General features: G+C 61.9%; 17 protein-coding genes and 1 pseudogene. 8 read left to right on the top strand and 10 right to left on the bottom strand.

Annotation, left to right across the window (positions count from 1 at the left end; translation table 11 throughout):
• The first annotated feature begins 54 nt into the window (after positions 1-54).
• On the top strand, positions 55-1,227 hold the full coding sequence (locus BLR66_RS05125; RefSeq protein ID WP_093280579.1) for a PQQ-dependent sugar dehydrogenase: 1,173 nt from the start codon (positions 55-57) through the stop codon (positions 1,225-1,227).
• Between the two features lie 912 nt (positions 1,228-2,139).
• Positions 2,140-3,963, top strand: a complete 1,824-nt coding sequence (locus BLR66_RS05120) for a hypothetical protein (RefSeq protein WP_093280577.1) — start codon at positions 2,140-2,142, stop codon at positions 3,961-3,963.
• Positions 3,964-4,358: 395 nt separating this feature from the next.
• On the opposite strand, the gene BLR66_RS19150 is transcribed toward BLR66_RS05120, so the two are convergent.
• Entirely contained in the window at positions 4,359-4,748 is a 390-nt protein-coding gene (locus BLR66_RS19150) for a hypothetical protein (RefSeq protein ID WP_093280573.1), read from the bottom strand.
• A gap of 10 nt (positions 4,749-4,758) precedes the next feature.
• Between BLR66_RS19150 and BLR66_RS05110 the strand changes: the two genes are divergently transcribed.
• The 3 genes and pseudogenes from BLR66_RS05110 to BLR66_RS05105 all read left to right on the top strand — a co-directional run.
• Complete coding sequence (locus BLR66_RS05110) at positions 4,759-8,403, top strand: RHS repeat domain-containing protein (protein WP_176943766.1); 3,645 nt, start codon at positions 4,759-4,761, stop codon at positions 8,401-8,403.
• A gap of 14 nt (positions 8,404-8,417) precedes the next feature.
• The gene (locus BLR66_RS18820) at positions 8,418-8,672 is read left to right on the top strand and encodes a hypothetical protein (protein ID WP_176943765.1); all 255 of its coding nucleotides are present in this window, start codon (positions 8,418-8,420) and stop codon (positions 8,670-8,672) included.
• A gap of 362 nt (positions 8,673-9,034) precedes the next feature.
• Positions 9,035-9,391: pseudogene (locus BLR66_RS05105) on the top strand (transposase); the annotation flags it as partial.
• A 345-nt stretch (positions 9,392-9,736) separates the two neighbouring features.
• Here the strand turns inward: BLR66_RS05105 and BLR66_RS05100 are convergent.
• The 4 genes from BLR66_RS05100 to BLR66_RS05085 all read right to left on the bottom strand — a co-directional run bounded on the left by BLR66_RS05100 (position 9,737) and on the right by BLR66_RS05085 (position 14,685).
• Positions 9,737-10,663: a class I SAM-dependent methyltransferase gene (locus BLR66_RS05100; RefSeq protein WP_093280571.1), complete on the bottom strand. Its 927-nt coding sequence runs from the start codon at positions 10,661-10,663 to the stop codon at positions 9,737-9,739.
• A gap of 18 nt (positions 10,664-10,681) precedes the next feature.
• Positions 10,682-11,437 carry an FkbM family methyltransferase gene (locus tag BLR66_RS05095; RefSeq protein ID WP_176943764.1) on the bottom strand — a complete coding sequence of 252 codons (756 nt, stop codon included), beginning with the start codon at positions 11,435-11,437 and terminating at the stop codon, positions 10,682-10,684.
• A gap of 68 nt (positions 11,438-11,505) precedes the next feature.
• Positions 11,506-13,458, bottom strand: a complete 1,953-nt coding sequence (gene asnB, locus BLR66_RS05090; RefSeq protein WP_093280565.1) for an asparagine synthase (glutamine-hydrolyzing) — start codon at positions 13,456-13,458, stop codon at positions 11,506-11,508.
• 39 nt (positions 13,459-13,497) lie between these two features.
• Entirely contained in the window at positions 13,498-14,685 is a 1,188-nt protein-coding gene (locus tag BLR66_RS05085) for a glycosyltransferase (protein WP_093280564.1), read from the bottom strand.
• Between the two features lie 158 nt (positions 14,686-14,843).
• On the opposite strand from BLR66_RS05085, the gene BLR66_RS05080 reads away from it, so the two are divergent.
• From BLR66_RS05080 to BLR66_RS05070, 3 genes are read left to right on the top strand one after another with little or no spacing between them, the layout of a single operon-like run.
• Positions 14,844-15,875, top strand: coding sequence for an acyltransferase family protein (locus BLR66_RS05080; protein WP_093280563.1), 1,032 nt, complete (start codon positions 14,844-14,846; stop codon positions 15,873-15,875).
• Between the two features lie 58 nt (positions 15,876-15,933).
• Positions 15,934-17,439, top strand: coding sequence for an oligosaccharide flippase family protein (locus BLR66_RS05075; protein ID WP_143014552.1), 1,506 nt, complete (start codon positions 15,934-15,936; stop codon positions 17,437-17,439).
• Positions 17,432-18,061: a GNAT family N-acetyltransferase gene (locus tag BLR66_RS05070; protein ID WP_093280559.1), complete on the top strand. Its 630-nt coding sequence runs from the start codon at positions 17,432-17,434 to the stop codon at positions 18,059-18,061. The genes BLR66_RS05075 and BLR66_RS05070 overlap by 8 nt, the downstream gene beginning before the upstream one ends.
• A gap of 527 nt (positions 18,062-18,588) precedes the next feature.
• On the opposite strand, the gene BLR66_RS05065 is transcribed toward BLR66_RS05070, so the two are convergent.
• Genes BLR66_RS05065 through BLR66_RS05045 form a run of 5 tightly spaced genes read right to left on the bottom strand, consistent with a single transcriptional unit; the run spans position 18,589 to position 24,730 of the window.
• Positions 18,589-19,701: a GNAT family N-acetyltransferase gene (locus tag BLR66_RS05065; RefSeq protein ID WP_176943762.1), complete on the bottom strand. Its 1,113-nt coding sequence runs from the start codon at positions 19,699-19,701 to the stop codon at positions 18,589-18,591.
• A complete protein-coding gene (locus BLR66_RS05060) occupies positions 19,698-20,840 on the bottom strand; it encodes a GNAT family N-acetyltransferase (RefSeq protein WP_093280555.1) in 1,143 nt (380 codons plus the stop codon). Before BLR66_RS05060 ends, BLR66_RS05065 begins: the two co-directional genes overlap by 4 nt.
• Before the next feature lie 18 nt (positions 20,841-20,858).
• Positions 20,859-22,919 carry an NAD-dependent epimerase/dehydratase family protein gene (locus BLR66_RS05055; protein ID WP_176943761.1) on the bottom strand — a complete coding sequence of 687 codons (2,061 nt, stop codon included), beginning with the start codon at positions 22,917-22,919 and terminating at the stop codon, positions 20,859-20,861.
• Complete coding sequence (locus tag BLR66_RS05050) at positions 22,909-24,126, bottom strand: glycosyltransferase (protein ID WP_093280541.1); 1,218 nt, start codon at positions 24,124-24,126, stop codon at positions 22,909-22,911. The genes BLR66_RS05055 and BLR66_RS05050 overlap by 11 nt, the downstream gene beginning before the upstream one ends.
• Positions 24,119-24,730: a class I SAM-dependent methyltransferase gene (locus BLR66_RS05045; RefSeq protein ID WP_093280540.1), complete on the bottom strand. Its 612-nt coding sequence runs from the start codon at positions 24,728-24,730 to the stop codon at positions 24,119-24,121. The genes BLR66_RS05050 and BLR66_RS05045 overlap by 8 nt, the downstream gene beginning before the upstream one ends.

Here is a 24,730-nt window from a genome sequence, read left to right as displayed (position 1 = left end):
CACTGGGCGGGTGCTAACATCCGGGCGTCCCCGCGTTTACCTGGAGTCGTTGCCATGCGTATTCTGGCTGTCCTCCTGTTGCTCAGCCTGTCGGCTTGCGGCGGCAAGGAGCCTGCGTCGCCGTCGGTCCAGCCACGTGCTGCGAACGCAGCACCCACCGTGCACGAATCCGAGAAGGGCTCATACGCCGTGACCGAGCTGGTCACGGGTCTGGAGCATCCGTGGGGACTGGCCTTCCTGCCTGGCGGCGACATGCTGGTCACCGAAAGGCCGGGCCGCCTGCGTCGTATTACCGCGGCGGGTGAGGTGTCGGCGCCCATCACGGGCCTGCCGAAGATATTCGTCGATGGCCAGGCCGGTCTGCTGGACGTGGCGGTATCGCCGACCTTCGCCAGCGACAATCTGGTCTATCTATCCTTTGCCGAGCCGACCCTGCGCGGCAACAAGGCCGGCACCGCGGTGGTGCGGGGCCGCCTGCAGGGTGGGGCGCTGCAGGACACCAAAGTCGTCTATCGCCAGGAACCAAAACTTTCGCACGGCACCCATGTGGGTTCGCGCCTGGTCTTCGACGATGCCGGGTATCTGTTCGTTACCCAGGGCGACAACCGCGTGGCCGCCGCCGCCGCGCAGGAACTGGGCAAGCTGCCCGGGAAACTGGTGCGGATATGGCCGGACGGTCGCATTCCCGACGACAATCCCTTCGTCAAGCGCGCCGGCGCAAGAGGGGAAATCTGGTCGTACGGCCACCGCAACATGCAGGGCGCCGCGCTGCATCCGGTGACCCGACAGATATGGACCAGCGAGCACGGCCCGATGGGCGGCGACGAACTCAATATTCCGCAAGCCGGACGCAACTACGGTTGGCCGGTCATCACTCACGGCAAGGATTACAGCGGCGAAGCCGTGCCCGGATCGGTCGGCAAATCGGCGCCGGGCATGGAACAGCCTCACCATGTCTGGGCGGTATCGCCGGGACTCAGCGGCATGGCGTTCTATACCGGCGATCTGTTTCCGCAATGGCGCGGCAATTTGTTCCTTGGGGCGTTAGCAACCAGCGAATTGATTCGTCTGGAGCTGGATGGCGACAAGGTGACGCATGAAGAGCGCTTGCTTGGTGCATTGAAGCAGCGCATACGCGATGTGCGTCAGGGACCAGACGGGGCGCTTTATGTGTTGACGGATGCGGTGGACGGCAAGTTGCTGAAGATCGCTCCGGCGTCTCCATGAGTCCGTCGGGCTGACCCTAGCCTGCCGCTCTTTGTTCCGGCGGCTCAGAGGTCACGTGTCGTCCCTGCAAACCACCTTTCCTGGAATACGATCGCCATCGGAAGGATGCGTTGCGCTGCTTCACAGTCCTTGCCTTGCGAACAACTCGAATGCCACGGCCACCCAGAACACAGCGGCCGCCACAACCAGCCACCGGTTGATTCTTCTATGCAATGCGCTTCTCCAAAGCGTAAGTTTCAATCGACGACCGTCGTCCCTCGTTCGCCTGTGATAAAAAAAGGTGGCTCCGTCCCTGGAGCCGTTCAACCTTATATTGTCTCTGTTCGCTCCATTCCGTCACAACGTAAATAATTCACACCGGTACGCGGGTGGTATGAATAAGGGCACGGTGTTCGACGCATCCGCTGGACGACATGCTGAGGGATTGTCGTCGGGGAGGTGAATCTGACCCCGTTATTTGTCAAGGTCAAGGTGCTGGAAGTCGACAAGCGGGGCCGCATCCGCCTATCGATAAAGGCGGTGGAAGAAGGGGGGAGTGTTGCGGCTGAGTAAGCCATGGCTGTATCGCTTAAATAAAAAAGCGGGCTTCGGCCCGTTTTCTTTGAATGTTGAGCTGCAGGTGTATGAGGTGGGTAATTACGATGCCCATCGATTGGGCAAAATGTGAGTTGACTCTCCTTTTTCAGATCGACTTGAATTTGACCAAGGTCAGGGCTATACAGAGCGCTAACACTCCACAGGGGACGAGGTGTGGGGAGTGGGTAGTTCCGACAGCGTCAAACGGGGCGGGGAATATCGGCATTTGAATTGTCTGGCCTTGTGCGGATTGGCCGGACAAAGGCTTGCCGCTGTCGGTGCAGATACTTTTACATTGGGCTTCTTCCATTAATTGACACAGGGAACAGTGCGAACATGAAACGCATCGCCAGCGCTATCGTCTTGTTGGGTCTGGTCTGGACCGCGCAAGCGCAGACAGGCAAGTTTCCGTGGGAAGACTTCGACAAGCGGATCAAGGCCAGCCAGACCGTGACGCCTTTGGGGCCGGATTTCGCCGGCGACCAGGTGAGTCTGTCCAATGGCGCGCTGTCCTTCGTCGCCACCGATGTGAGCTTGCCGGGCAACGGTAGTCTGCCCGTGGCGTTCTCGCGCAGTTTCGACGTCAAGAACCGTAAGGAATACGGCAGCCAGGAAATGTTGGCGGACTGGGCGGTGGAAGTGCCGCAGATAAGCGGCGTGTTCCCCGGCGATTGGGTGGTGCAGGGCGTAACGCCCGGCAATCGCTGCTCCAGCCCTGGGACTCCACCCCTGCCGGCAGGCGGATTTCTGCTGAGGGATTTCTGGCAGGGCTTGACCATGAGCCTGCCTGGAGGAGGCGGAGGCGACATGCTGGTGTCCTCGGCCGCCACTGTGCCTACCGGCGGTGGTCCTTATCCGTGGACCGTCGACAACGGCAAGACTCATGTCGCCTGTTTAACGTCGACACTCAACGGCACCGGTGAGGGCTACCTGGCCATAACAGCCGATGGCACGCGCTATTGGTTCAATTGGATGGGCCGCTACAGCGAACCGAGCATGCGGAGCCGCACCAATTGGGACGTTGGGGGCGCCAACATTTATATAATCGCCCCCCGATACCGGAACGTGCTGTATGCCACGCGCGTGGAAGACCGTTTCGGCAACTGGGTTGCCTATACCTACACCAATGCGTACGACCAGCGCGGCAAGCTGACCAGGATCGAAGCCAGCGATGGTCGGGTCCTCACCGCTGCCTATAGCGGAAACTATATTTCAAGCATCAGCGATGGCACCCGCACGTGGTCCTATACCTACGGTGATGCCGCGGGAAGTCGCACGACACTCACCTCGGTCACCTTGCCGGACGGCAGCGCCTGGAACATTGGTTTTGCGGCATTCGCGGCAGCGGAGATCAAGGTCAACGAATCGCCGCAGGGAGAACCGTTGAGGGATTGTACCGTCAACGAAATACCCATCAACATGTATCTGACGCCGCCGGTGGCTTCCATTACCCACCCTGCGGGCGCTACAGCTACCTTCACCGCCACCATCCTGGAGCACGGGCGCAGCCAAGTACCGGTGACTTGCGGCAACGTCACTACGTCTCCGGTGGGCGCGGCACCGGGCACCGGCAACAACAACAACACCCAGGACGATGTCAACACATTCGCCATCTCCGCCTACAGCTTCACTTTGACCAAGAAAATGGTCACAGGGCCTGGATTGGCGACGGCGGAATGGAACTACAGTTACGACCCGCAAATCGGTGTGCGCTACCGGGGCGGCGCCAGCATGCAGTATCCGGTGTGCAACTGGTCGGTCTACGACTGTGCCGAGGCGCCCTGTACATCGGATGGCTGCGCCGGTTCCAGCAAGACCACGGTCACTGGCCCCGGCAATGAATGGATCCGTTATACGTACGGAAACAGCTTTCAGTACAACGAAGGCAAGTTGCTGAAAGTGGAGCAGGGCACCAGCGAGTCCAACATCCTCCGCGTCCAGAACTACATCTATGATTTTTCGATGAGACGTGCGGCTTATCCAGCCCGGTTCGGCAACAGCCTGCGGGGCAACGGCGACGGCTTCCAGAGCGAGCTTCATCGTCCGCTTATCAGTACCGAGACGGTCCAGGACGGCGTTGTATTCACGACCGTCAACGAGCAATTCGATGCGCTCGCCAATCCAACCAGGATTTTTCGCGGAAGCAGACAGTCGCCGTAGCAGGAGAAAGTAATTTCCGTCGCTGAATGTCGATAGCGCTTCGTAACGTTCTAGTAATTAAGGGAATCGGATATGCGGTCATGGATTTGCGCGGTTGGGCTGCTGCTTTGCGCTCTGGGTTGGCCGCTTTCGGCTGGCGCGCAGAGCATTGCTTTGTCGTCGCCCGCTTCGACCTATCAGGCACCGGCGACCTTCGGGTTGAACATCGCCGTAACCAACGGTACGGGAACCAACAAATACCGTATCGACACGAGCACCATTGTTTTCCTTCGCAATGACCAAAGCGTACATTTTGGATCAACGAGTTACACGGAGACCAATCTACCCGTAGGCACTTACAGCTATAAGGCGACTGCCACGGCCTACCATACGGTTACCCTTCATGAGTACACCGTTCAATCCAACACGATAAATATCACGGTCACCGCGCCGCCAGCGCCCACCGGAACGGTAACGGCCACGCCCAACCCTTGCAATATCGCCATGGGCAGTACGACCTGTGCCACCACGATCAGTTGGAACTCGACTAGCTCCAGCGCCAGTGTCTGGGTGTCCGATCTCAGCAACAACGGGTTGCAACTTTTCGCCAGTGGCCAGAGTGGCGCGCAAGCGGCGACCTGGATCACGGCGGCCGGATCGAGGTTCCATCTGAAGGTCGGCAGCCAGACCTTGAGCACGGTGGATGTTCTCGGAAATCCGCCGCCACCGCCCTCGGGGACGATTTCGGGCTCGCCGAACCCCTGCACGATCGCACCGGGCGATACTTCGTGCAACATCACGGTCAACTGGAGTTCCGTGAACGCCCCCACTGCGGACGTGTGGGTGAGCGACTTGAGCGATAACGGGATGGTTCCGTTCGCAAGCACTCCGAATGGTTCGCAGGTCACCGTGATGCCCGCGTCGACGGCTAAGCGCATGCATTTGAAGTTTGGCTCGCTGACTCTGGCTACCGTGGATATCCAGGCGGGGGCGCTTCCACCGCCTTCCGGCACTATCACTGCCTCGCCCGGTACCTGCAGCATTGCACCGGGCAGCGCGACTTGTCCGGCTACGATCAGTTGGAATACCTATAACGCGACCGCGAAGGTTTCCGTTTGGATGACGGACTTGAATGGAAACGAGGAGGAGTCGTTCTCGGCGGGTCCGGTTGGCACAAAGTCGGTTCCTATCGCGACCCCTGGCATGCGCTTCCATCTGAAGAATGGCAGTCAGCTTCTGGCTACAGTGGATGTCCATGGCAATCCAGCACCCCTGCAACCATCGGTACCGTACCGCGCCAGCAAGACCGAGACGATCGAATACCACAATGACCCGTCCAAGTGGGTCATGGGGCAGGTCGAGCGCTCTCTGGTCAACGGCATCGAGGTTTCCCGCACGGTCTTTGACACCGCCAGCGTCTTGCCGCTGCAAAGCTATTCCTTCGGCAAGCTGAAGCAGACTCTGAGCTACTACACTGACGGCAACTTGGCGACGTTCAAGGACGGCAACAATAACGTCACCACCCTGAGCAACTGGTACCGGGGCGTTCCGCGCACCATCCAGTTTCCGGCCACAGCCGAAGCGCCATCCGGCGCCACCCAGACCGCGGTGGTCAACGACAAGGGCTGGATCACCGCGGCCACCGATGAGAACGGCTACAAGACCTGCTATGGCTACGACGCCATGGGGCGAATCGGCAGCATCACTTACCCTTCGGAATCCACTCCGGGAATATGTGACACCTCCACTTGGGCAGCCCGTTATTTTGATTTTCATCCGCTCGGCGCAAGTGACTGGCGACCTGCAGGCATTGCTACCGGCCAATGGGTGAGGCGAACCTGGCAAGGGAACTACCGCAATATTGCGTACATGGACGCCATGTGGCGACCTGTACTGAACAACGAGTACGACGAATCTAATCAGACATCGACGCTGCGCACGACGGGCTTTGCTTACGATTCATCAGGTCGACAGTCGTTTGCCTCGTATCCGACGGCGGCTGGAACGGCCGGGACCACTGGGACGCGAACCTATTACGATGCACTGGATCGCGTGACGCGGGTGGAACAGGATTCCGAGCTGGGCGTATTGGCCAGCAGTACTGCGTATCTAGCCGGCTTCCAGACTCAGGTCACCAATCCGCGGGGGTTGCAAGTGACGACCGATTACATGGCGTACGACCAGCCGACGACCGACTTGCCGGTTGGTATCACTACCTCAGCCGATACGGCCACCGAAATCCATCGGGATGTATTCGGCAAGCCAACGCTGCTTGTTCGTCGTAATCATGCCAATACGCAACGTGTCGAGCGGCGATACGTCTACGACGGCTATCAGCAACTATGCAAGACCATCGAGCCTGAAACCGGGGCCACCGTGATGGATTATGACGGCGCCGGCAACCTGAAATGGTCCGCTTCCGGCCATATCGATCTGCTCAGCCCCACCGACTGCAACAATGCCGAAGGCTATTGGTGGGGTCGCCGGGTGGACCGCAGTTACGACGCCCGTAATCGGCTTACGACCCTGGCTTTCCCTGATGGTCGCGGCAACCAGAGCTGGGCCTATACCCCCGATGGCCTACCGACCAGCATCACTACCTACAACGATCCCAGTAATGGTTCGCCCGTTATCAATACCTATACCTATAACAAGCGAAGGATGCTGATCGGGGAGAGCGTCGCGCAGCCAGGGTACAGCTGGGGGCTGGGCTACTCCTATGACCCCAATGGCAATATGCGGTGGCAATCCTACCCGTCCGGTCTGGTGCTGGACTATGCGCCCAATGCTTTGGGCCAACCCACCCAGGTCAGTGACCAAAGCACCTATGCCTACGCCACGGGTGTGCAGTATTACCCGAATGGGGCGATCAAGCAGTTCACCTATGGCAATGGCATCGTTCACACGATGCAGCAGAACGCCCGCCAGCTCCCCAGCCGCAGTATCGACAGCGGCGGGGTTCTGGATCTGGCCTATAGCTTCGATGCCAATGCCAATGTCAACCACATCTGGGACTATGCCCAGGACACGGGCAATGGCTTTTATGGTCGCTGGATGACCTACGACGGTCTGGACCGTCTGACCGATGCCGGTTCGTGCAGCTTCGGAGGCGATTGCTGGCATCGCTTCACCTATGACGCACTGGACAACCTGAAGTCTTGGAAGCTGCCTGGAGTTAAGGACTACGCCGAGTACGTCTATACCAATAATCGCCTGACCAACATCAAGAACACCGCCGGCGCCACGGTGGTGGGGCTGGATTACGATGTGCAAGGCAATCTGTCCAATAAGAACGGACAGGCCTACGGGTTCGACTACGGCAATCGGTTACGAGATGTACCGGGCAAGGAGTCATATCGCTACGACGGGCTCGGCCGTCGCGTACTCAACTGGCGACCTGCCGACAATACGACGACTCTTTCGCAATACAGTCAGTCAGGTCAAGTGCTCTACAACGAGAACACCAAGACCTTGCTCAAGACCGAGCACATCTATTTGGGCGGAAGCTTGCTGGCCAATAGGGAAACCATTTGGGGCACGAGTACCGTGACAGCGAAGTATCAGCACACGGATGCGTTGGGCAGCCCGGTGGCGGTGACGAATATGGCGGGCGCGGTGATCGAGCGCACCAGTTACGAGCCCTATGGCGCGGCGATCAACAAGCCGGCGTACGATGGCATCGGCTACACCGGCCACGTGATGGATGGCGCCACGGGGCTGACTTATATGCAGCAGCGCTATTACGATCCCATCTGCGGGTGCTTCCTGTCGATGGATCCGGTCGCTGCGAATCCGAATACCGGTGCGAGCTTCAATCGCTACAACTACGCCAATAACAACCCGTATAAATTCACCGATCCGGATGGGCGTGCGCCTTGTAAATTATGTGTTGAAATCAAGAGCGCTGTTGTGAAGTATGTAGCATCGAAAACGGTAGCTTTCGGAAATGCAATGATTGACGAAGGCAAAGCAGCACTTCAGCAAGGTGTTCAAAACGCCAAAAATTTCGTCAGCCAACGAGATCTGGTCGTGAGTGCGGGTGCAGCGGGAATGATAGGAACCCCAATTAAAGGCAATGGGATCACACCAGGGCTTACAATCGTTGGTGATGCTAGTGTTGTTGCGAATCTATCTTCTGGACAAGTAGGTATACAGGGCAATGTTGGCGCAGTTCCTTCAGTAGGCGGCGGGGGCGTGGTGGCTGGTAATTTCTCTGCTGGCTTAAATGAAGGGCCATTGCAGAGTGGGATATCAACCACAAACACCGCGTTTGCTCAGGTTACGGCAGTTACCGCAACCGGAACGCCTGTTGATGTTGGAGGTGCGGTTCAATGGAGCAATGGTGGTGGGAATGTGTCCGTTGGATTTAAGCCTGGCGTTGGTAGCTATATAGGCGCTGGGGGTGGCCAAGTTATGACAGGCACCCTCGTTACTCCACCACTCAAGAAAGACGATAGATAGGTAGTAAGATGAAAATGAATTTTGTCACCATCAAGCCAAAGATTTTCTGGTTGATTATGTTGGTTTCAGGCGTTTCGCTATTGATAGGTATTCCTAGCGTATTGCTTGCGGTTTTCACAGGGAGTGAAGTTGTTACTTTGATTGTTCTTTACGGCATCGCATTGCTTTGGATACTAGGCGTAGTGCTAACTATTGTGTATTGGCTTCGACAGTTATTGGGCAGGTATGTGGGAATGGAAGCGCGGCCAATTAAAGATCAAATCTGGTAGAACTCATAGGGCGGGCTCCAGCCCGCCGCATGCGCGGCAATTTCGCGCGAAGACTTAAAGGGGACGGAGGCAATTAAGCGGTCTTTTCCTACGCGCCAAGCCTCGCTTTTCCGATTTCGTTCAACGTTGACGGCCGAGACATTGGGATCCGCTATCCAACGGTCTCCCACCATGCCGCGCCGCGCACGCTTGATCCTGCCCAATGTCCCGCTTCATGTGACCCAGCGCGGCGTCAATCGCGCGGCCATCTTTATCAAGAACGGTGTCAGAGACACTTCTGACATTCGTTTAGCGCTTTTCCGACATCTTCTCGGCTGGTTGGATGATATTGCGAGCTCGGTACTGACGGAATAGTGGCCTCCATGGCCAGACTTCCTCGCCCCGATCTTGCGGGCATTCCCCAGCATGTCGTACAACGCGGCAACAATCGTCTTCCCTGCTTTCTCGATGACGAGGATCGACAGCGTTATCTGCAAGGGTTGCGCGAAGGGCTACTTTGCTACGGTTGCTCACTGCATGCTTATGTTCTCATGGACAATCACGTCCACTTGTTGCTGACGCCTGTGGAGGCGGGTGCGATCTCGCGGTTGATGCAGACCTTCGGTCGCAATTATGCCGGCGTGTTCAATGGTCGGCATGGCCGCACAGGAACCTTGTGGGAAGGTCGTTACAAGTCCTGCCTGGTTGACTCCGAGCAATACGTGCTGACCTGTGGACGAAACGACTGGATCTTCCTGGGGTCGTACAACACGTGATCCATCGAGGGAATGATCGCCAAGCCTGTTTCTTCAGGGAGTGACGTAGCCCGGGTAGAACGCAGCGGCTTTCAACAGCGAAGCTGGTCAACCCGGGGCCTTTGATCTGACGCACAACTGCCCTGTCCGGCCAGCCCATTTCGGCAAGCATCTCCGCAGCGATAATTATTTCCGCGTCGGCGACCCGGGTTGACCAGCTTCGCTGTTGAAAGCCGCTGCGCTCTACCCGGGCTACGATGTTTGGCCTGCCGCTATCCGTTCCTGTGCCATCGCGACTTGATGGATGGCAATGGCGGGCCAAGGCCCACCCTACGGCTTGCGGGCGATGAAATCCACGCTGGTGATGCAGAGCTTTTCCGGAACCACCTGGGCGAAGCGGGAATCCACCTTCATTGCAGCAAGCTGCTCCAGACGGTTGGCACGGGTGGTCGAAGTATCCAGCTCTATCGTAAATCCCAGCGCAGCCGCCCCCTCCACGAACTCATGCGCCCGCATCCGGTTCTGATACAGGAAAGCATTGTTCCAGAGCTTCCACGCCTGGTCCGAATACTGCAGATAGTTGAGCTGGTGGATGTTGCTGTCCACATAGGAATAGTGATCACCGCAGTTGACCGAATGGAACATGATCCCGCCCGGCGACAGAATGCGCATCGACTCGCGGTACATCGCCGTGATCGCATCCGGCGGCACGTGCTCCAGCACGCTGTTGGAGAACACCACGTCCACTTCGCCGTCGGCCAGGGCCGTGGCCGTGGCATCGGCAGGCGCCGAATACTGGATCCGCCCGCCGGTGGCTTCGCTCAAGTCCGCGCCGGCGTCTATCGCCGCCGCCAGCTTTTGGTGCCGCGCCTGCACTTCGGTCAGTTCACAGCCGCTGTCTTCGGCGATGATTTCCAGAAAGCCGCCCAGTTCCTTCACCGCCGCCCGCACCAGATCGTCCTGCAAGTGGCGGTTCAGATCGTAAGTGGTAATGCGGCGCGCACCGGCCAGATACAGGGCGAACGGAAACGTCGGGTACCACCCCGTGCCGATCTCGAAAAAGTGACTGTCAGCGATGACCACCCGCGCATCGCGCAGGTGCCGGACCATGATCTGCCAGTCCTCGACTTTTACCGAGAGCTCCCTGTGGAAATCCTGCAGCCCACCAAAACGGCGCTGCAAGTGATAGTGCAGCGTCTCGCCGCCGGGAAGCACGCCCAGCGCCTTCTGGACCAGACCTTTTATTCTCCAGTGCATGTGACTCCCCCCTGTCGATCAACACGCATGAACGTCGTACCAACCCATCAACTGGTCGTTCTGCCGGGCATGATTCCATTTCGACAGCAGCGTCTCGACGCTGTACCACTCCCCATCGCTGGCCCACGGCGCCGGCCCGCTGCTGTGCATCAGCTGGAACCAGCGGCCGGCCCTGCGCACCCGCAGCGGCTGGTCGAAACCCATCATTCGCATCATCCTGTGCTTGAAGCGATTGGCCAGGCCGCGCTCGTTGCCGAGCTCCAGAAAGCTGCATTGCCCGATCAACTTGAACCGCTGGTAGCCGATGGACGCCATGTGCATCACCAGCTCCTCCAGGTCGTGGTCCGCCTCGAAGGAAAGATACTGCGGGCGGTTGTCTGGATTCAGCGCCAGGATGCAATGCCGATCCGCGCCTTCGATATCGACCTTCACGTAATCGGGAACGCCGAACTCGCCGACCAGCTCCGGGAAGGTGACCGCCTGTACCGTGCAGGTCCCGGAAGGATTGCGATGCGCGATCTTGTCTTCGAAGATGCTGCTGGCGCCCAAGTCGTCGCCGCACAGCACCAGCTCTATTTCGCCGGGTTCGTCGGCCAGCGCGCGGTTGAGAACGGTCAAGCGGCCATCGGCGATATGGTCCTGGAATTCCTGCATGGCCTTGGCGGCGAGTTCCGGATTGGCTTCCACCGCTACCACGTGGTAGCCCTCGTCCAGGAAATAGCGCGAGTCGGAACCGTCGTACATGCCTATATCGAATATTTTCTTCTGCTTCACTCGTCTGCCCTCGGGGGAAAGGGTGCGCCGCCGAGGCGCCGCAAAATCCAAATTCGCCGCCGCGCTGCTCATGCGCTGCGGGCCGTGTTGTCGTGGAGTCCATGGTGGACCAGCATCGTGGAGAGAATCCCCACGAACGCCTGGTTGTCCGCAAAGCCGGTGGCGCGCCCCTGTCTGCACTTCTCTGTCAACCTGCCCACCGCCACCGGGTCGAAGTAACCCGCCTTGCGAATGCTGTCCGCGCTCGTCAGTTCGGCCACGTAGTCCAGCGGCTTGCCATCGAAGAAGAAGCTCTGGCTGTCGGGAGAACGATACGGTTGCTTGGTCCGCTGCAGGATTTCCGCGGGCAGAAGATCGGACAACGCGCGGCGCAATATGTACTTCTCGGTCATGCCGCGGATCTTGAAGCTGGGCGGCAGACGGTTGGCGAATTCGATGACGCGGTGGTCCAGATAAGGGACGCGTCCTTCGATGGAACTGGCCATCGCCACGCGGTCTCCTTGCGAAGACAGCAGGTAGCCGGCCAACAGGGATTTCGCTTCCACGTACTGATCGCGGGCCAAGCCGCTCCACGAAGATATTTCGCGGGGCAAGGTGAGTTCGTAGGCGTCCAGCGGATTCCACTCGCCCAGGCTGGCGCGCAGATCGGGCGACAGGAACGACAGTGCGCGCTGCGAAGTGGCCCAGCGCGGCGTGTGTGCGAAGATCGGGCGTTGCAGATGCTCCATGCCCTGGCCGAAGAACGACTGCGCGAACGCCGGGTTGCGCACCGGCGAGTTCTCCAGGTATCCGTACAGGCGTTGCAGCAGCAACGGACGCATGCGCGAGCCCGGTTGCTGCGCCCAGAAGCGGCGGATCTTGGCTTCCTTGAACAGATCGTAGCCGCCGAACACTTCGTCGGCGCCTTCGCCGGTCAGCACTACCTTGTAGCCCTGCCGGCGCACATCGCCTGCCAGCAGCATCAGCGGCACGGGCGCGGTGCGCAGCACCGGGGTTTCGGTATGGCGGATCAAGCGCGGGAACGCCTCGCCTATGTCGCGGCGCGTGCAGTGCAGGGTGGTGTGGTCGGTGCCCAGGTGCCGCACCATCGCCTGCTGGTGCTCGCTTTCATCGAACTCGCCGTCCTCGAAGGCTACCGAGAACGTACGCACCGGCGTCTGCGTGAAGCCGCGGATCATGGCCACGATGCCGGAAGAATCCAGTCCACCGCTCAGGTAGGCGCCCACCGGCACATCGGCACGCAGTTGCAGGCGTATCGCATCCACCAGCAGTTCGCGCAGCTCCGCGGTGGCGGCCTCGATGGTTTTCGGATAGCGCGAAGGCGAGGTTTCGGCAGCGCTGGGGAAGGTCCAGTCCCAGTACTGCGTCATCGTCTCGCGTCCATCGCGTTCGATGCTGAGCAGACAGCCCGGAGGCAGGCTCTGCACACCCTGGTAAAGCGTGCCGGGGTCCACTGCGGACCAGTAAGTGAGCGTCTGCGCCAAGCCCAACGGATCGAGGGTGGCGCATTCGGGCAATACGGCCAGCAAAGCCTTCACTTCCGAGGCGAACCACACCCGACCCTGGCTGCGCGTGTGGAACAGCGGCCGGATGCCGGCGCGGTCGCGCGCAAGCACCAGGCGCTGGCGCCTGGCGTCCCACAGGGCGATGGCGAACTGGCCGTTGAGGTGCTGCACGAAATCGTCGCCGTAGCGGTCGTACAGGTGCACGATCACTTCGGTGTCCGATTGCGTGTAGAACTGGTGTCCGGCCGCCTGCAGCGACTGCCGCAGTTCGATGTAGTTGAAGATCTCGCCGTTGAACACCGTCCACACGTCGCGGCGCGGATTGTGGATGGGCTGGTCGCCCGTCGCCAGATCGATGATGGACAAGCGCGCATGCGCCAAGCCGATCCCCGTTTCGGCATGGAAGCCATAGCCGTCCGGGCCGCGATGGGCCAGGGTATGGATCATGCGTTCCAGCGCCGGGCGTGCGGCCTCGGCAGTGACGTCCTGTCCGCTGAAACCTGCTATTCCGCACATCGGTTCTACTGCTCCTGGTCGATGACAGTGTGGGGCGGCTCAGCTGCCGTGGGCGGCGCTGATGGCGAAAGGGGTTCGCGATTCGTGCAAAGCCTGCTCGCAGGCCTCCAGGGTGTCCTCGGCGACCTGCCGCCAGTCGCGCGAGAACTTGCGCGCCAGTGCGGATTCGTCCCAATGCCTGTCCAGCGCCTGTGCCAGCCCGGCGGCCAGCACGGCGGCGTCGCGTGCCGGCACCAGGATGCCGGATTCTGCATCGACCACTTCGGGAATGCCGCCCACCGGCGTGGCGACCACGGGCCGGCCGCAGGCCAGGGCTTCCACCAGCACATTGGGGTGGCCCTCGGAATAGCTGGGCAAAGTCACCAGGTCGGAGGCGGCCATCCAGCGCGCGACCTCGGCGGGTGGCTGCGCTCCGGCCAGCGTCACCTGCAGCGAGGGATCGGCGGCAAGGCGCGCCGCGATTTCCTCGCGCATCGGTCCTTCGCCCACCAGCGCCAGGCGCAAGCGCGGACGTGTTGCGGCAAGCGTGCGGCAGGCGTCCAGCAGTTCGCGCAGGCCTTTCTCCGGAACCAGCCGGCCGACATAGGTCACCACTTCGGCATCGGCTGCGATACCCAACAAGGTGCGCGAAGCCGCGCGGTCGGCGGGGTGGAAGAGGGAGGCGTCGCAGCCGTTGGGGATGGTGCGGATGCGCGCAGGGTCGGCACCATAGTTCTCGGCGGCCACGCGGCCGAGATCCTCGCTGACCACCAGCAGTCGCTGCGCCGTACGCACTACGGGACGCGTCAGTCCACGGCTGATCGCATCGCGCACGCGCAGATCGGAACCGCGCGCACCGGCCACCAGGGGCAGCCCCGCCTTGCGCGCGGCCAGCATCGCCCCGTAGGCATCGGGGTAGAGCCAGTAGGAAAGCACCAGATCGGGAGCGAAAGCCTTGAGCGGCGCATGCAGGGCGCGCGCGCACGACCAGCCGTTCAAGGGGCGCGTCACCGCCGGCAGGGCCGGGTAGCGCACGTACTGGACGTCGCAGCCTTCCACCGCTTGCGCGTCGTCGGAGGCGCGGAACAGGTAACTGCGCGGCTGCGCCCAGCGCGGGTAGGTGGCGACCGGGCTGACCACGCGCACCGTGGCCAGGCGGGAGAGTTCGCGGATGGTCTGGTAGACCGGGCGGCCACGGTTGGGTTCGCCGGCGATGGGGAACTGCGAAGTGACGATCAGCAGGCGCATAGGCGACTCTGTCCCGACACGGAAAAACGACCCGCGCTTGCGCTGGACCGGTGCGACCGGCCGCTTGCTGCGACCGGCAATGACCTGCCGCGCTGGCCGAAAAATCCGGCGGACTGCGTTGTCACTGCTGTGCAGTGAGCCTGACAAGGGGGGGCAAGATGCATAAAAAAGCGTCACCGTCCTCACGCGTTGTTGAGCTGGATGCCTTGCGGGGAATCGCAGCGTTGGCCGTCGTGGCCTTCCACTACACAACGCATTATGGCCAGCAGTACGGTCACACGGATCCGCTCGGGTTCGGTTTCACCCCGGGCAACTATGGCGTGAACCTGTTCTTCCTGATCAGTGGTTTCGTCATCTTCATGACCCTGGAACGCACGCGCACGGCGATGGATTTCGTGGTCTCGCGCTTCTCGCGGCTGTTCCCGGCGTACTGGGTGGCCATGCTGCTGACCATGGCGGTGGTCTACACCATCGGCATGCCCGACCAGCACCTGCCGCTGCGCGACTTGCTGCTCAACTTCAGCATGGTCCAGCAGATCCTCGGCGCCGAACATCTGGACGGCTCGTACTGGACACTGCAGGTGGAGTTGTTCTTCTACGCGCAGATGCTGCTGTGGTTCGCGCTGGGCCTGCTCAAGCGCATCCATCTGATCATCCTGCTGTGGCTGGGGCTGGCGATCGGCTACGGGGAAGTGGTGATACACCACATGCATTTTTCCTATCTGGGCCGCGAGCTGCTGATCCTCCGCCACATTCCCTTCTTCGCCTTGGGCATCCTGTTCTACCGACTGCATACCCGGCCCGACGAGAACCTGCTGAACTACGCCATGATCGCCCTGTCACTGGTCGCCATCGGCATCGCTTATCCCATCGTCTACCTGTGGGTCGCGCTGGGCTGCTGCGGAATCTTCCTGTTGTTCGTCAACGGCATGCTGGGCTGGATGCGGGGTGCGTTCTTCGTGTTCCTGGGCAGCATTTCCTACTCGCTCTACCTGTTGCACCAGGCCATCGGCTTCGCCTTGATCCACGCGATGGAGCAGCGCGGCATGCCCAGTCTGGTGGCCTGTGTGGCGACCCTGGTCATCGTGGTGGCATTGGCCGCTTTGCTCACCTTCACGGTAGAGCGCCCGGCGATGCGCAAGATCCGCTCCTGGTGGCGCGCGAACAGCCTGCAATTGAAATCGGCATGATCCAGGCTCTTGGGGGCGCGCGATCGGAACGCTGCGCACGGTTCGAGGGGAGCGACGTTTGAGCGGCAACCAACAGATCGTTTCGGCGGCCGCATGGAGCATCGGCGCCGGCCTGCTGGGCCGTGCGCTGGGACTGGTGTCCACGCTGGTGGTGGCGCGCTATCTGAGTCCTGAAATCGTCGGCGAGGTGGCGGTGGCCACCATCATCGTCCTGACCGCGAGCTGGATATCGGCCTGGGGCTGCGGGCAGTACGTGATCGTGCATGGGGGCCAGGGCCGCGCAGCGATCTTCGCCGCCTCGCTGGTGTATCTGGTCTTCGGCGTGCTGGCGCTGGCCGTAGTGTGGATGGCCACGCCCGTCATTTCCCAATGGCTTGCCGCGCCTCGATTGAGCGAGTACCTGCCGGGCGCAGTACTGGGAATGGCGATCCGCCGGCTGGGCGCTATTCCGGATAAATTGCTGGCCCGCGAGTTGCGTTTCAAACGCATCGCCATCGCCACCGGGATGGGCGACATCGCCTACGCCGTGGTCGCCATAGTCCTGGTCGGTACCACCGCGCTGGGCGGGCAATCGATGATCCTGGCGTTCATCGCGCAAGCCTGCGTGATCACCGCGATATTGATCGCCGGCACCGGGCTGCGAAGCTGGTTGAGCCCGGTGCCGGTAACGTTGCAACGGCTGGGCCACATTTTCCGTTTCGGTGCGCCGGTGACCGCCGAGATCACCCTGAGCGAAGGCGCTCGCTACTGGGACAAGCCGCTGATGCTGCGCGTGCTGGGCGCCGAGGCCGCCGGTACCTACAACCTGGCTTTCAGCCTGGCGCATCTGCCGGCACTGTTCGTCGGCGGACATGTCGGTAATGTGTTGTTGCCGGCGATCGTGCGCGCGCAGCCGGCGCAGCGGGCGCCGATGATCGTGCGTGCGCTTGCGCTGACCGCCGTGGTGCTGTGTCCGATGGCGTTCGGCCTGGCCGTTTGCGCGCAGACCCTGGTCGCGGCGCTACTGCCTCCGGCGTGGGTGCAGGTGGCGCCTTTGCTGAGCGTGATGGCGGTGACTTCGGTGCTGGGCGCCGGCAGTTTCATGCTCGCTTCGTTCATGGCTGCGCTGGGGCAGAACTTCACTCTGGTCCGGATCGAAGCTGTCTCCATCGCCGTGCTGATTGCGGCGCTCGTGTTCCTGTCGCGCTGGGGTGTGGTGGTGGCCTCCTTTTCGGTGGGAGTCGCTTTGATAGTGCAGTTCGTGCTTTCCGCATCGGCCTGTCGCCGCCATGGCTTGTCGCTGAATACCCTGGGCGCACCGTTGTTCCGTGTCTTGGCGGCCTGTCTGGTCATGGTCGCTGGCGTGCTGCTGCTGCGCTGGAGGCTCGGTCCGTCTCTGCATGAAATGAAGATCATCCTGCTGACATGCGAAATCGCGGTGGGGGCGCTGCTGTACGCGGTCTGCCTGCGCTTGTTCGGCCGCGGTCTGCTGCAGGACGTATTCCGTCTGTTGAGCGCATCCGGAAAAGCGGAGTTGCAACAGGTATCGACTGCATTCCAATCGGCCAAGGCCAGCCATGATTGAATTCAACTCCATCGTCCTGCTCGGGCGCGACCCGGGTTTCGTACGCAAAGCGGCGCTGGGCGAGGATCAGCGCTTCATCGAGTTGCATGTGGAGGATGCCGAGCGCATCTCCCGGGAAGACCGGCGCTACGGACGCCGTGGCGATCTGTCGCGCATCCGCGACCGCTTCGCCCACGGTCTGCGTTTCTTCGCCGTCGAGGAAGATCAAGGTCTGGTCGCGTGGTTCTGGGTGGCGCACAACTGTCCGCGCTATTTCGACGAGCTGTGTTGGCTGCTGGATCTGGGCGCCACCCATGCGTGGGGCCGGGATGCCTTTGTCGCACCGGAGCGGCGGGGCAGGAAGGTGCTGACGGCGATGATGGATCTGGCCGCGACTCTGGACGATCGGCCGGTGCGCTATCTGTCCGATGTCAGTGCGTCGAACTTCATTTCCTTGCGGGCGCACAAGTCGTTGGGTTTCAAGCGGCTGGCCACGGTGAGTTCGCTGGCGGTGGGCAAGCGGTTGCTGATCCGTAGTCTTCCGCCTGCTTGCATTCCGCAGCCTGATGCGATTCGGCCAGAGCGCCGGATGTTGTGGCTTACTCCGCAGGAGCAGGAGTGGCATCGCGCGCATATCGCCTAGCAGACCCTCGGCAAAAAACCGCCGTCATCCCAGCGCAAGCTGGAGGCGCTTTTCAACAGCCGAATGGCTGGTCATCCATCTTGATCTTGCTTTTGCTCCCGCTCCTGCATTTGCTTCTGCCTCCTCCCTTGCGCGCAGCGCAGGGGAGGATTGAGGATGGGTGCTCTTGATCTTGCTCTGGCTTTTACTTGTACTCTGAAGCAAAAGCGTTTCGCGCTTTGCGCGAGTCACTTTTCTTTGAACGGCAAAGAAAAGTAACCAAAAGAAAGCCGCCCTACGACGCGCCCAACGATGAAGCCGTTGGGTCCGCAAGCAGGCCGGGAATTTCCGTAAGGCGCATCCTGCGCCTCCGGAAACGGCGCACATCCCTGTGCGCCGCCCCTGCGGAGTTGATCCCGGCCTGCTTGCCGCGTCTCACGGGTTGGATGAAGCAAAAACCAAAGCCAAAACCTCAAAGTCGTCATTCCCGCGAAGGCGGGAACCCAGTGACTTTGCTTTTAAAAAAGCGAGGGTGCGTATTGGACTGATCAGTGATTCTTATCGAGGCGGTACGCCACAGGCCGCACCAGACGCGCAGCACGCATCGCGCGTCGGCCCAGACGGGTGATGGCCAAAGTGCCGGTGATCATGGTGTCCCGGTGCGGCAGCAACTCCGAGAGATAGGAGTCTTCCTGCGCCTGGCTGTCGAACACGCCGACTTCCGGCCATGCGCTTGGAACCGCTGCGGACAGGAAGACCTCGTTCAAGCGGCCGGGACTGCACGCGGCGAAATCCGGATGCCAGCCGGTCTTGAAGCCGTTCAACGTATCGCCTAGGAGCAGGTTGCTGGTCGAGGCGATGACCTTGCCGTCGCACAGGGTTTCGGCGAATACCGCGCCGTGTATCTGATCGAAGCGGTGGATCATTTCACGGAAGAATCCGGCCTGGGCGGGAGAAGCCAGCAGCGAGGTGCCTGCGGTTCCCTTCCATCCGGCGTGCTCGAGTTGCAGATGGGTTTCCATCGCGTCGACCACGTTCTCTTTGGGTTGGGTGATTCGGAAAGCGGTAGTGCCGCGTTCCTCCAGGCGCCGTTTGCGCCGCCGCAGGTCGCGGTCCATCACGATGACGCCCAGCGCATGCTCTTGCGCCGGCGGGTGCAACCGCAGCACCGGCCGCTGGAACCGGTGCTGTTCGAACCAGCCTCCATTTCCGCCTTCCAGAAGTTCGCGCAGGGAGGCGTGAACCGGACATTCCGCCAGCAGATTGTGGAAAGCGATGGCATGGGGCCGTTTACGCTTGCCGTGCAAATCGGCCAACAGGGACTGGGCCACCGTTGCGGACTCGCCGGGCGCGTACAGCAGGCCCGAACGGAAGGTATGCAGGGTGCGATAGCTGCTCAGATGCGGAACGGGCACGAACAGATTGGGGCGCTCGGCAGTGAAGCAGCCCGCGCCGATCAGCTCGCGAATGCCCGCTTGCCGCCGTTCGATCAGAGCCACCAGAGGCGGCGTGCGGGGCGTCAACCAGCGCGCTGCCGGCAGCGCGAACTGCGGCATGGCGAACGGGTTGGGACGCGGCGTCTGTTGGCCCAGTTCGGTCCACGCCGAAAGAGTCGCCGCATCGACTTCCTGCAGGGACAGCCAGCGCACGGCGACGCTCATGATTCCTGCGCCCGGCCCTGCAGCCGCCACCATGCGCGCCTCAACGCCGAGGCCCAGCCGTTGCGGTCCAGGGAAAGCCAGACCATCTTGTTCTCGGCCATGCCCAGGGTGCGCTTGTACGCCGAGTCGCCCGCCATCAGTTCGAAGCGCGCGATGCCATTGGCCAGCGCATGCTCTACCGCGCGGGTCAACAGCAGCAGACCCGGGCTTCCGCAGTCGCCGAAACGCCTGTAATCGATACCGGCCTGATAGAAGTACGAAGTGTCGCGCCATATCAGGTTGTATACGTAGCCCACCGTGTGGTCCCCGGCATTGACGCGGATCAGCTGCGCGCCGTCGCCGTCGCCGGATTGGGCGATCAGGCGCTCATGGAAGCGCAGGATGCGCGGATTGCCGAACGCGCCGTGTTCCTGTTCCTCTTCGCTCCAGTGGGATTCGTGCAGCTGCACCATCGTCCGGAAGAAAGCGAGTTTCTCTTCGGCCGAGGCGGCGACAGCGACCGACAATTCGCCGAAACCCGTTTGCAGTTTGCGTGCCGTCCTCCGTACCGCAGCGCGCGCCTTGCTGCTGAGCACGGTCGGCAGATAATCGCTGCCGGTTTCGCGCAGTTCGGTCAGGTCGATGTAATGCGCGGCATGTTTGCGCGAGCGCATGCCCATGTCGAGAGAGCGGATTCTTTCGAAAGGAACGTTGTCGGCTTCCATGCCCGGCAGGTACAGCGTCAACCAGCGTTTGTCGTTGTGGGCCAGGTGGTCGAGCACCGCGGCCAGCGCTTCGCGTTCGTGTCCGTCTTCGCAGACCAGTCCGTTGTACTCGATGGTCAGGTTGTCCAGGACTTTGTCGCCCACTTCGTGCAGGCGCATGTGCAAGGGTCCCAGGCCGAGGAAGCGCCTGCGCTGGGTGATGACGCCTAGTGCGACCAGCCGTTCGTCCCGGGACACGCTCAACAGCCGTGCGTAGCGCAAGGGCGCGATCAGCGCCAGCCACGGCCCGATCCAGCGCCAGCTGACGAAGAAACTGCAGCGGGACCGGCGTTCCAGTTCCTGCCAGCGCACGCCAAGTTCGTCCAGCGAAGGCAAGGACTCCAGGCGGACCTGGTAAGAGGAATCCGCCGAATGCGCGTGCAAATGCGCGCCCATGTTCAGGACGCGCGCGCGTCAGCCGAAGGTGGCATCCATTCCTCGCCTTGCCCCGATCCGGGGCGACCACTCCAGCGTCTCGCGCGCCGCGCGCGTGTCGAAATTGGCCAGTGGCCGTAGCGAACGCACGCGGTAACGCGTCAGCGGAACCTCGCGTCGCAACAGCTTGCCCAGCAATTCCACGCCAAAACCCAGTCCCATGAAGACCCAGGTGGGCACGCGCACCAGCTTGAGCTCGCGGCCGAGTTTTTTGCCGACGCGGTCCAGGTATTCCTGCTGCGCGACCGGTTGCGTATCGACCACATTGAACACGCCACCCACCGCTTTAGGCGCTATGGCCGCTTGTTGCAGCGCGTCCACCACATCGTCCAGATAGACCACGGGAATGGTCTGCGTGCCGCTGCCTATGGCGACCCAACGCCCAGCCAGTGCGATGACGCCGTTCGGAGTGACGCGTTCCGCGCCCGGCCCGAAAATCTGGCCCGGACGCAGGATCACCGCCTGCAGTCCGCGCTCCCGGATCGCGTTCTGCACCAGCAGTTCCGCCGAGAGTTTGGTCTGGGTATAGGCGCCACGCAGTCCGGGGTGAGGTTCCAGCGCCGAGGATTCGGTCATCGTGCCTTTCGGGTCGCGCCCGGCATGATCGAACACGCTCATCGAGCTCACGTAGACCAGCCTCTGGGTACCGCTGGCCAGGCAGGTTTCCACGATATTGCGTGTGCCCCAGGTGGTGCCGGCTTCGAAATCGCGCACGCTGCCGCGCATGGCCGCGCCCACGTGGTACACGACGGGCGCGCCGGCCACGGCATGCTTGACCATGCGCGGATCGCCCAGGTCGCCGACCACCATCTGCACGCCGTCGTCGTTGGCGTATGCCGCGACCGGACGGCGGACCAGTACGCGCACGCGTTGTCCCTGCTCGCGTAACCGCGCCACCAGCTTGCGTCCAAGAAAGCCCGCTGCGCCGGTCACCAGCGCGTCTGCCGGCGCCAAGTCCGCGTATCTGTCTTCCAATCCTTGCAGACGCAGACGATCGGGTTCGGCGCATACCGGTTCCAGCAGGGCGGCGATGCGCAACGCATCCTCGCCACTGAACGGCGGCGGCGCATGATCGCGTGCGGCCTTGGCGAATTCCTGCGCGCCGCGCTGGATGCCCGGCGAAGGCTTGAGCATGCCGGTGGCGAAGCGGATCACGTTCCAGGGAATGCGGAAGGTATCCTTTATCGCGCTGATCCAGGCGTTGACCATGATGCCGATGAACTTCGGACCCGGCAGCACCCAATGGATGCGGCAGGTCTGCAGGAAGCGGTCCACTTCTATGGTGCCGCGGGTGCCGCGCACGAAAACGCGGTTCTCCATGGGGCGCGCATTCCAGGAAAGCAGCAGCCGGCCCACTCCCTGTTGCGTGCGCGCCTGCGCCTGCCATTCGTCGAAGTGCAGATTGGGATCGGTGCCGCGCGACTGGTAGTCCACCTTTACGTCGGTCACCGGTCCCAGGAACGCTTCGATGGTGTACAGCCCATGCACGCCCAGGTCGCGGAACGGGTACGAACCCTGGGTGACGGAACCGGGCAACGGGCCGCCGGCATAGGCCGGATACTCGGAGTTGCGCACGATATCCACCGACACCAGTTCGCCTATCGCGCCCTTGCGCGCTGCGTCCAGCGCCTGCAACAGCACCGGGTCGTACAGGTCGGAATGGTTCACGCCCAACAGCAGATGCTTCTCGCGCGCTTTTTCGATCATCCGTTCGCAATCGGCGACCGAATCGGCCATCGGCTTTTCGACCAGTACGTGGCAGCCCATCTCCAACGCCGCCAGGGTGATGGCCGTATGCGAGGAAGGGGGCGTCAGCACGTGCACCGCCTGCGGACTGGCGGATGCCAGTTCGGCCAGCGAGGCGACCACCCGCGGTATCCCGTGGCGTACCGCAAGCGTGCGCGCGGCTTCCAGGTTGGTGTCGCAGATGCCCACTACTTCGACGAAGTCCAGGGCTTTGAGTGCGGAGAGATGGTGGCCAGCGACGTAACCGGCGCCGACCAGGGCGACGCGCAGTTTAGGGGAAGGATCAATGCTCATGGAGTACCGGGTTGAAACTCGAAAGGGAAACTTTTTTGGCGGCCAGCTTCTGCGCCACGGCATCGAGTACCGTCTCGACCCTGTGGTCCCAGGTTTGGTCGGCCACCGAGGCGATGCGCTGTGCGGCTGCTTGCGGGGTGTCGTTGGCCAGTGCGGAGTCGAGCGCGGCCAGGAAGCCTTCGCGGTCGTCGGCGATGCCGACCCACTGGGCGAATTTTTCGATCTCCGCATTGCGCACGCTGACCACCGGCTTGCCGGTGGCCAGGTACTCGCGCAGTTTCAGCGGATTGGCGTTGGCGACCTGCCGGTTGAGGCGGTAGGGAATGATGGCCGCGTCGAAGGCCTTGGCCCAACCCGGCAAGTCTTGATAGGGCTGCGCACCGGTGAAGCGCACATTGGGCAGCGCGCGCAGCTCGCTCACATCGACTGCCGCGTGTCCCACCAGCAGGAACGACCATTGCGGGCGTTGCCGCGCCAACCAGGCGATCAGCTCAAGATCTATCCATTCGTGTATGGAGCCTATGTAGCCGATCACGGGGTGGGGCAGATCGCGTGCGGCGGCGGGCACGATGGTCTGCGGGTCCTGCGCGCGGCCGAACAGTTCCGCATCCACGCCGTGCGGCGCGAACAGCGTGGAGGCATTGAGCGCACGCTTGCTTTCCAGCAACGCGGGCGGCGCCACGAACAACAGGTCCGCGCGCCGGCTCAATGCTTCGTCGCGTTGCGCGATGAGGGCCATGTCCACGCCCGGGTGCGCAGCGTAATCGTCGATGCAATAGAAAACGCATAGCTCTTCATCGAGCTGCCCGGCCAGGAAACCGGGATGGGGCACCACGAACCAGGAAATGCGTCGCTCGATGCCCGCGTGGCGCAATGCCCGCCGTACCGCCCAGCGGCTGAAGCGCCGGTTGAAGGCCTCCACTCCGGGAATGCGCCGGAACGGCAGCTGCGGCACCGTGCAGCGCCAGAAGCCTTCGCGTATCCGCTCCGGGGCCTGCAGCGCCGCGCGCAGCTTGCGCAATGCGCGTTTGAAGTCGCGTCCGCTGGCGTTGGGCGCGCGCATGCCGGGCGAATCGACGTACAGCACCGGAAGGACCCGCGCCAGCCGCTCGGCCACATGATGGCTGCTGGTGCGGTTCTCGGCGTTCCAGTCGTTGCCGAAGTAGACGATGCCCAGTCCCTGCAGCGGCGCGCGCGCCTCACTCATCGCGCCACCAGCCCACCAGCCAGGACGTGCCGCCGTGGTAGATCCAGTCCTTGTGCAGGCCTGGTATGGAATCCAGGTGCGGGCCTATCCGGCCGCTGGCCGGCGCGAAGAACGTGACCAGTCCGCAGCGTCCCAGCTGGCGCATGCGTTGCAATGTCGCGGCCGGATCGCTGAGGTAGTAGAGCACTTCGCAGGCGGTGATCAGATCGAAGCGCTCGCTGCGGTCCTGCCAGGGCAGATTGAACAGATCGGTCGCGGCGAAATGCGCCGTGGGCAGCCGCAGGCGCGCGCGTGCGATCGCGTGCGCGCTGACGTCGATGCCGTATTGCTGGTCGCTCAATCGCGCCAGGTATGCGGTCTGGTGGCCTTCGCCGCAGCCGATCTCCAGCAGCGAGCCGACATGGCCGAAATTCTTCTCGATGATGCGGTTGGTGGCTTGGAAACGGGCCTGCTCCAGGGCCGAATCCATGTTCCATGGATCCTCGACGTTATAGGCGAGGTCAAGCCGGGAATGGTTGTCGCTGCCGCCGACACCACGCAGGGCGTACTTCATCCACAGGCGTCTCTGCGCTTTTTTCAGCAGTCTGGCGGTGCCAGCGAACAT

This window comes from Pseudoxanthomonas sp. CF125 (genome assembly GCF_900104085.1).
GTDB lineage: Bacteria > Pseudomonadota > Gammaproteobacteria > Xanthomonadales > Xanthomonadaceae > Pseudoxanthomonas_A.
The sequence above is the reverse complement of the archived record's forward strand: the minus strand, read 5'-3'. Positions and strand labels throughout refer to the sequence as shown.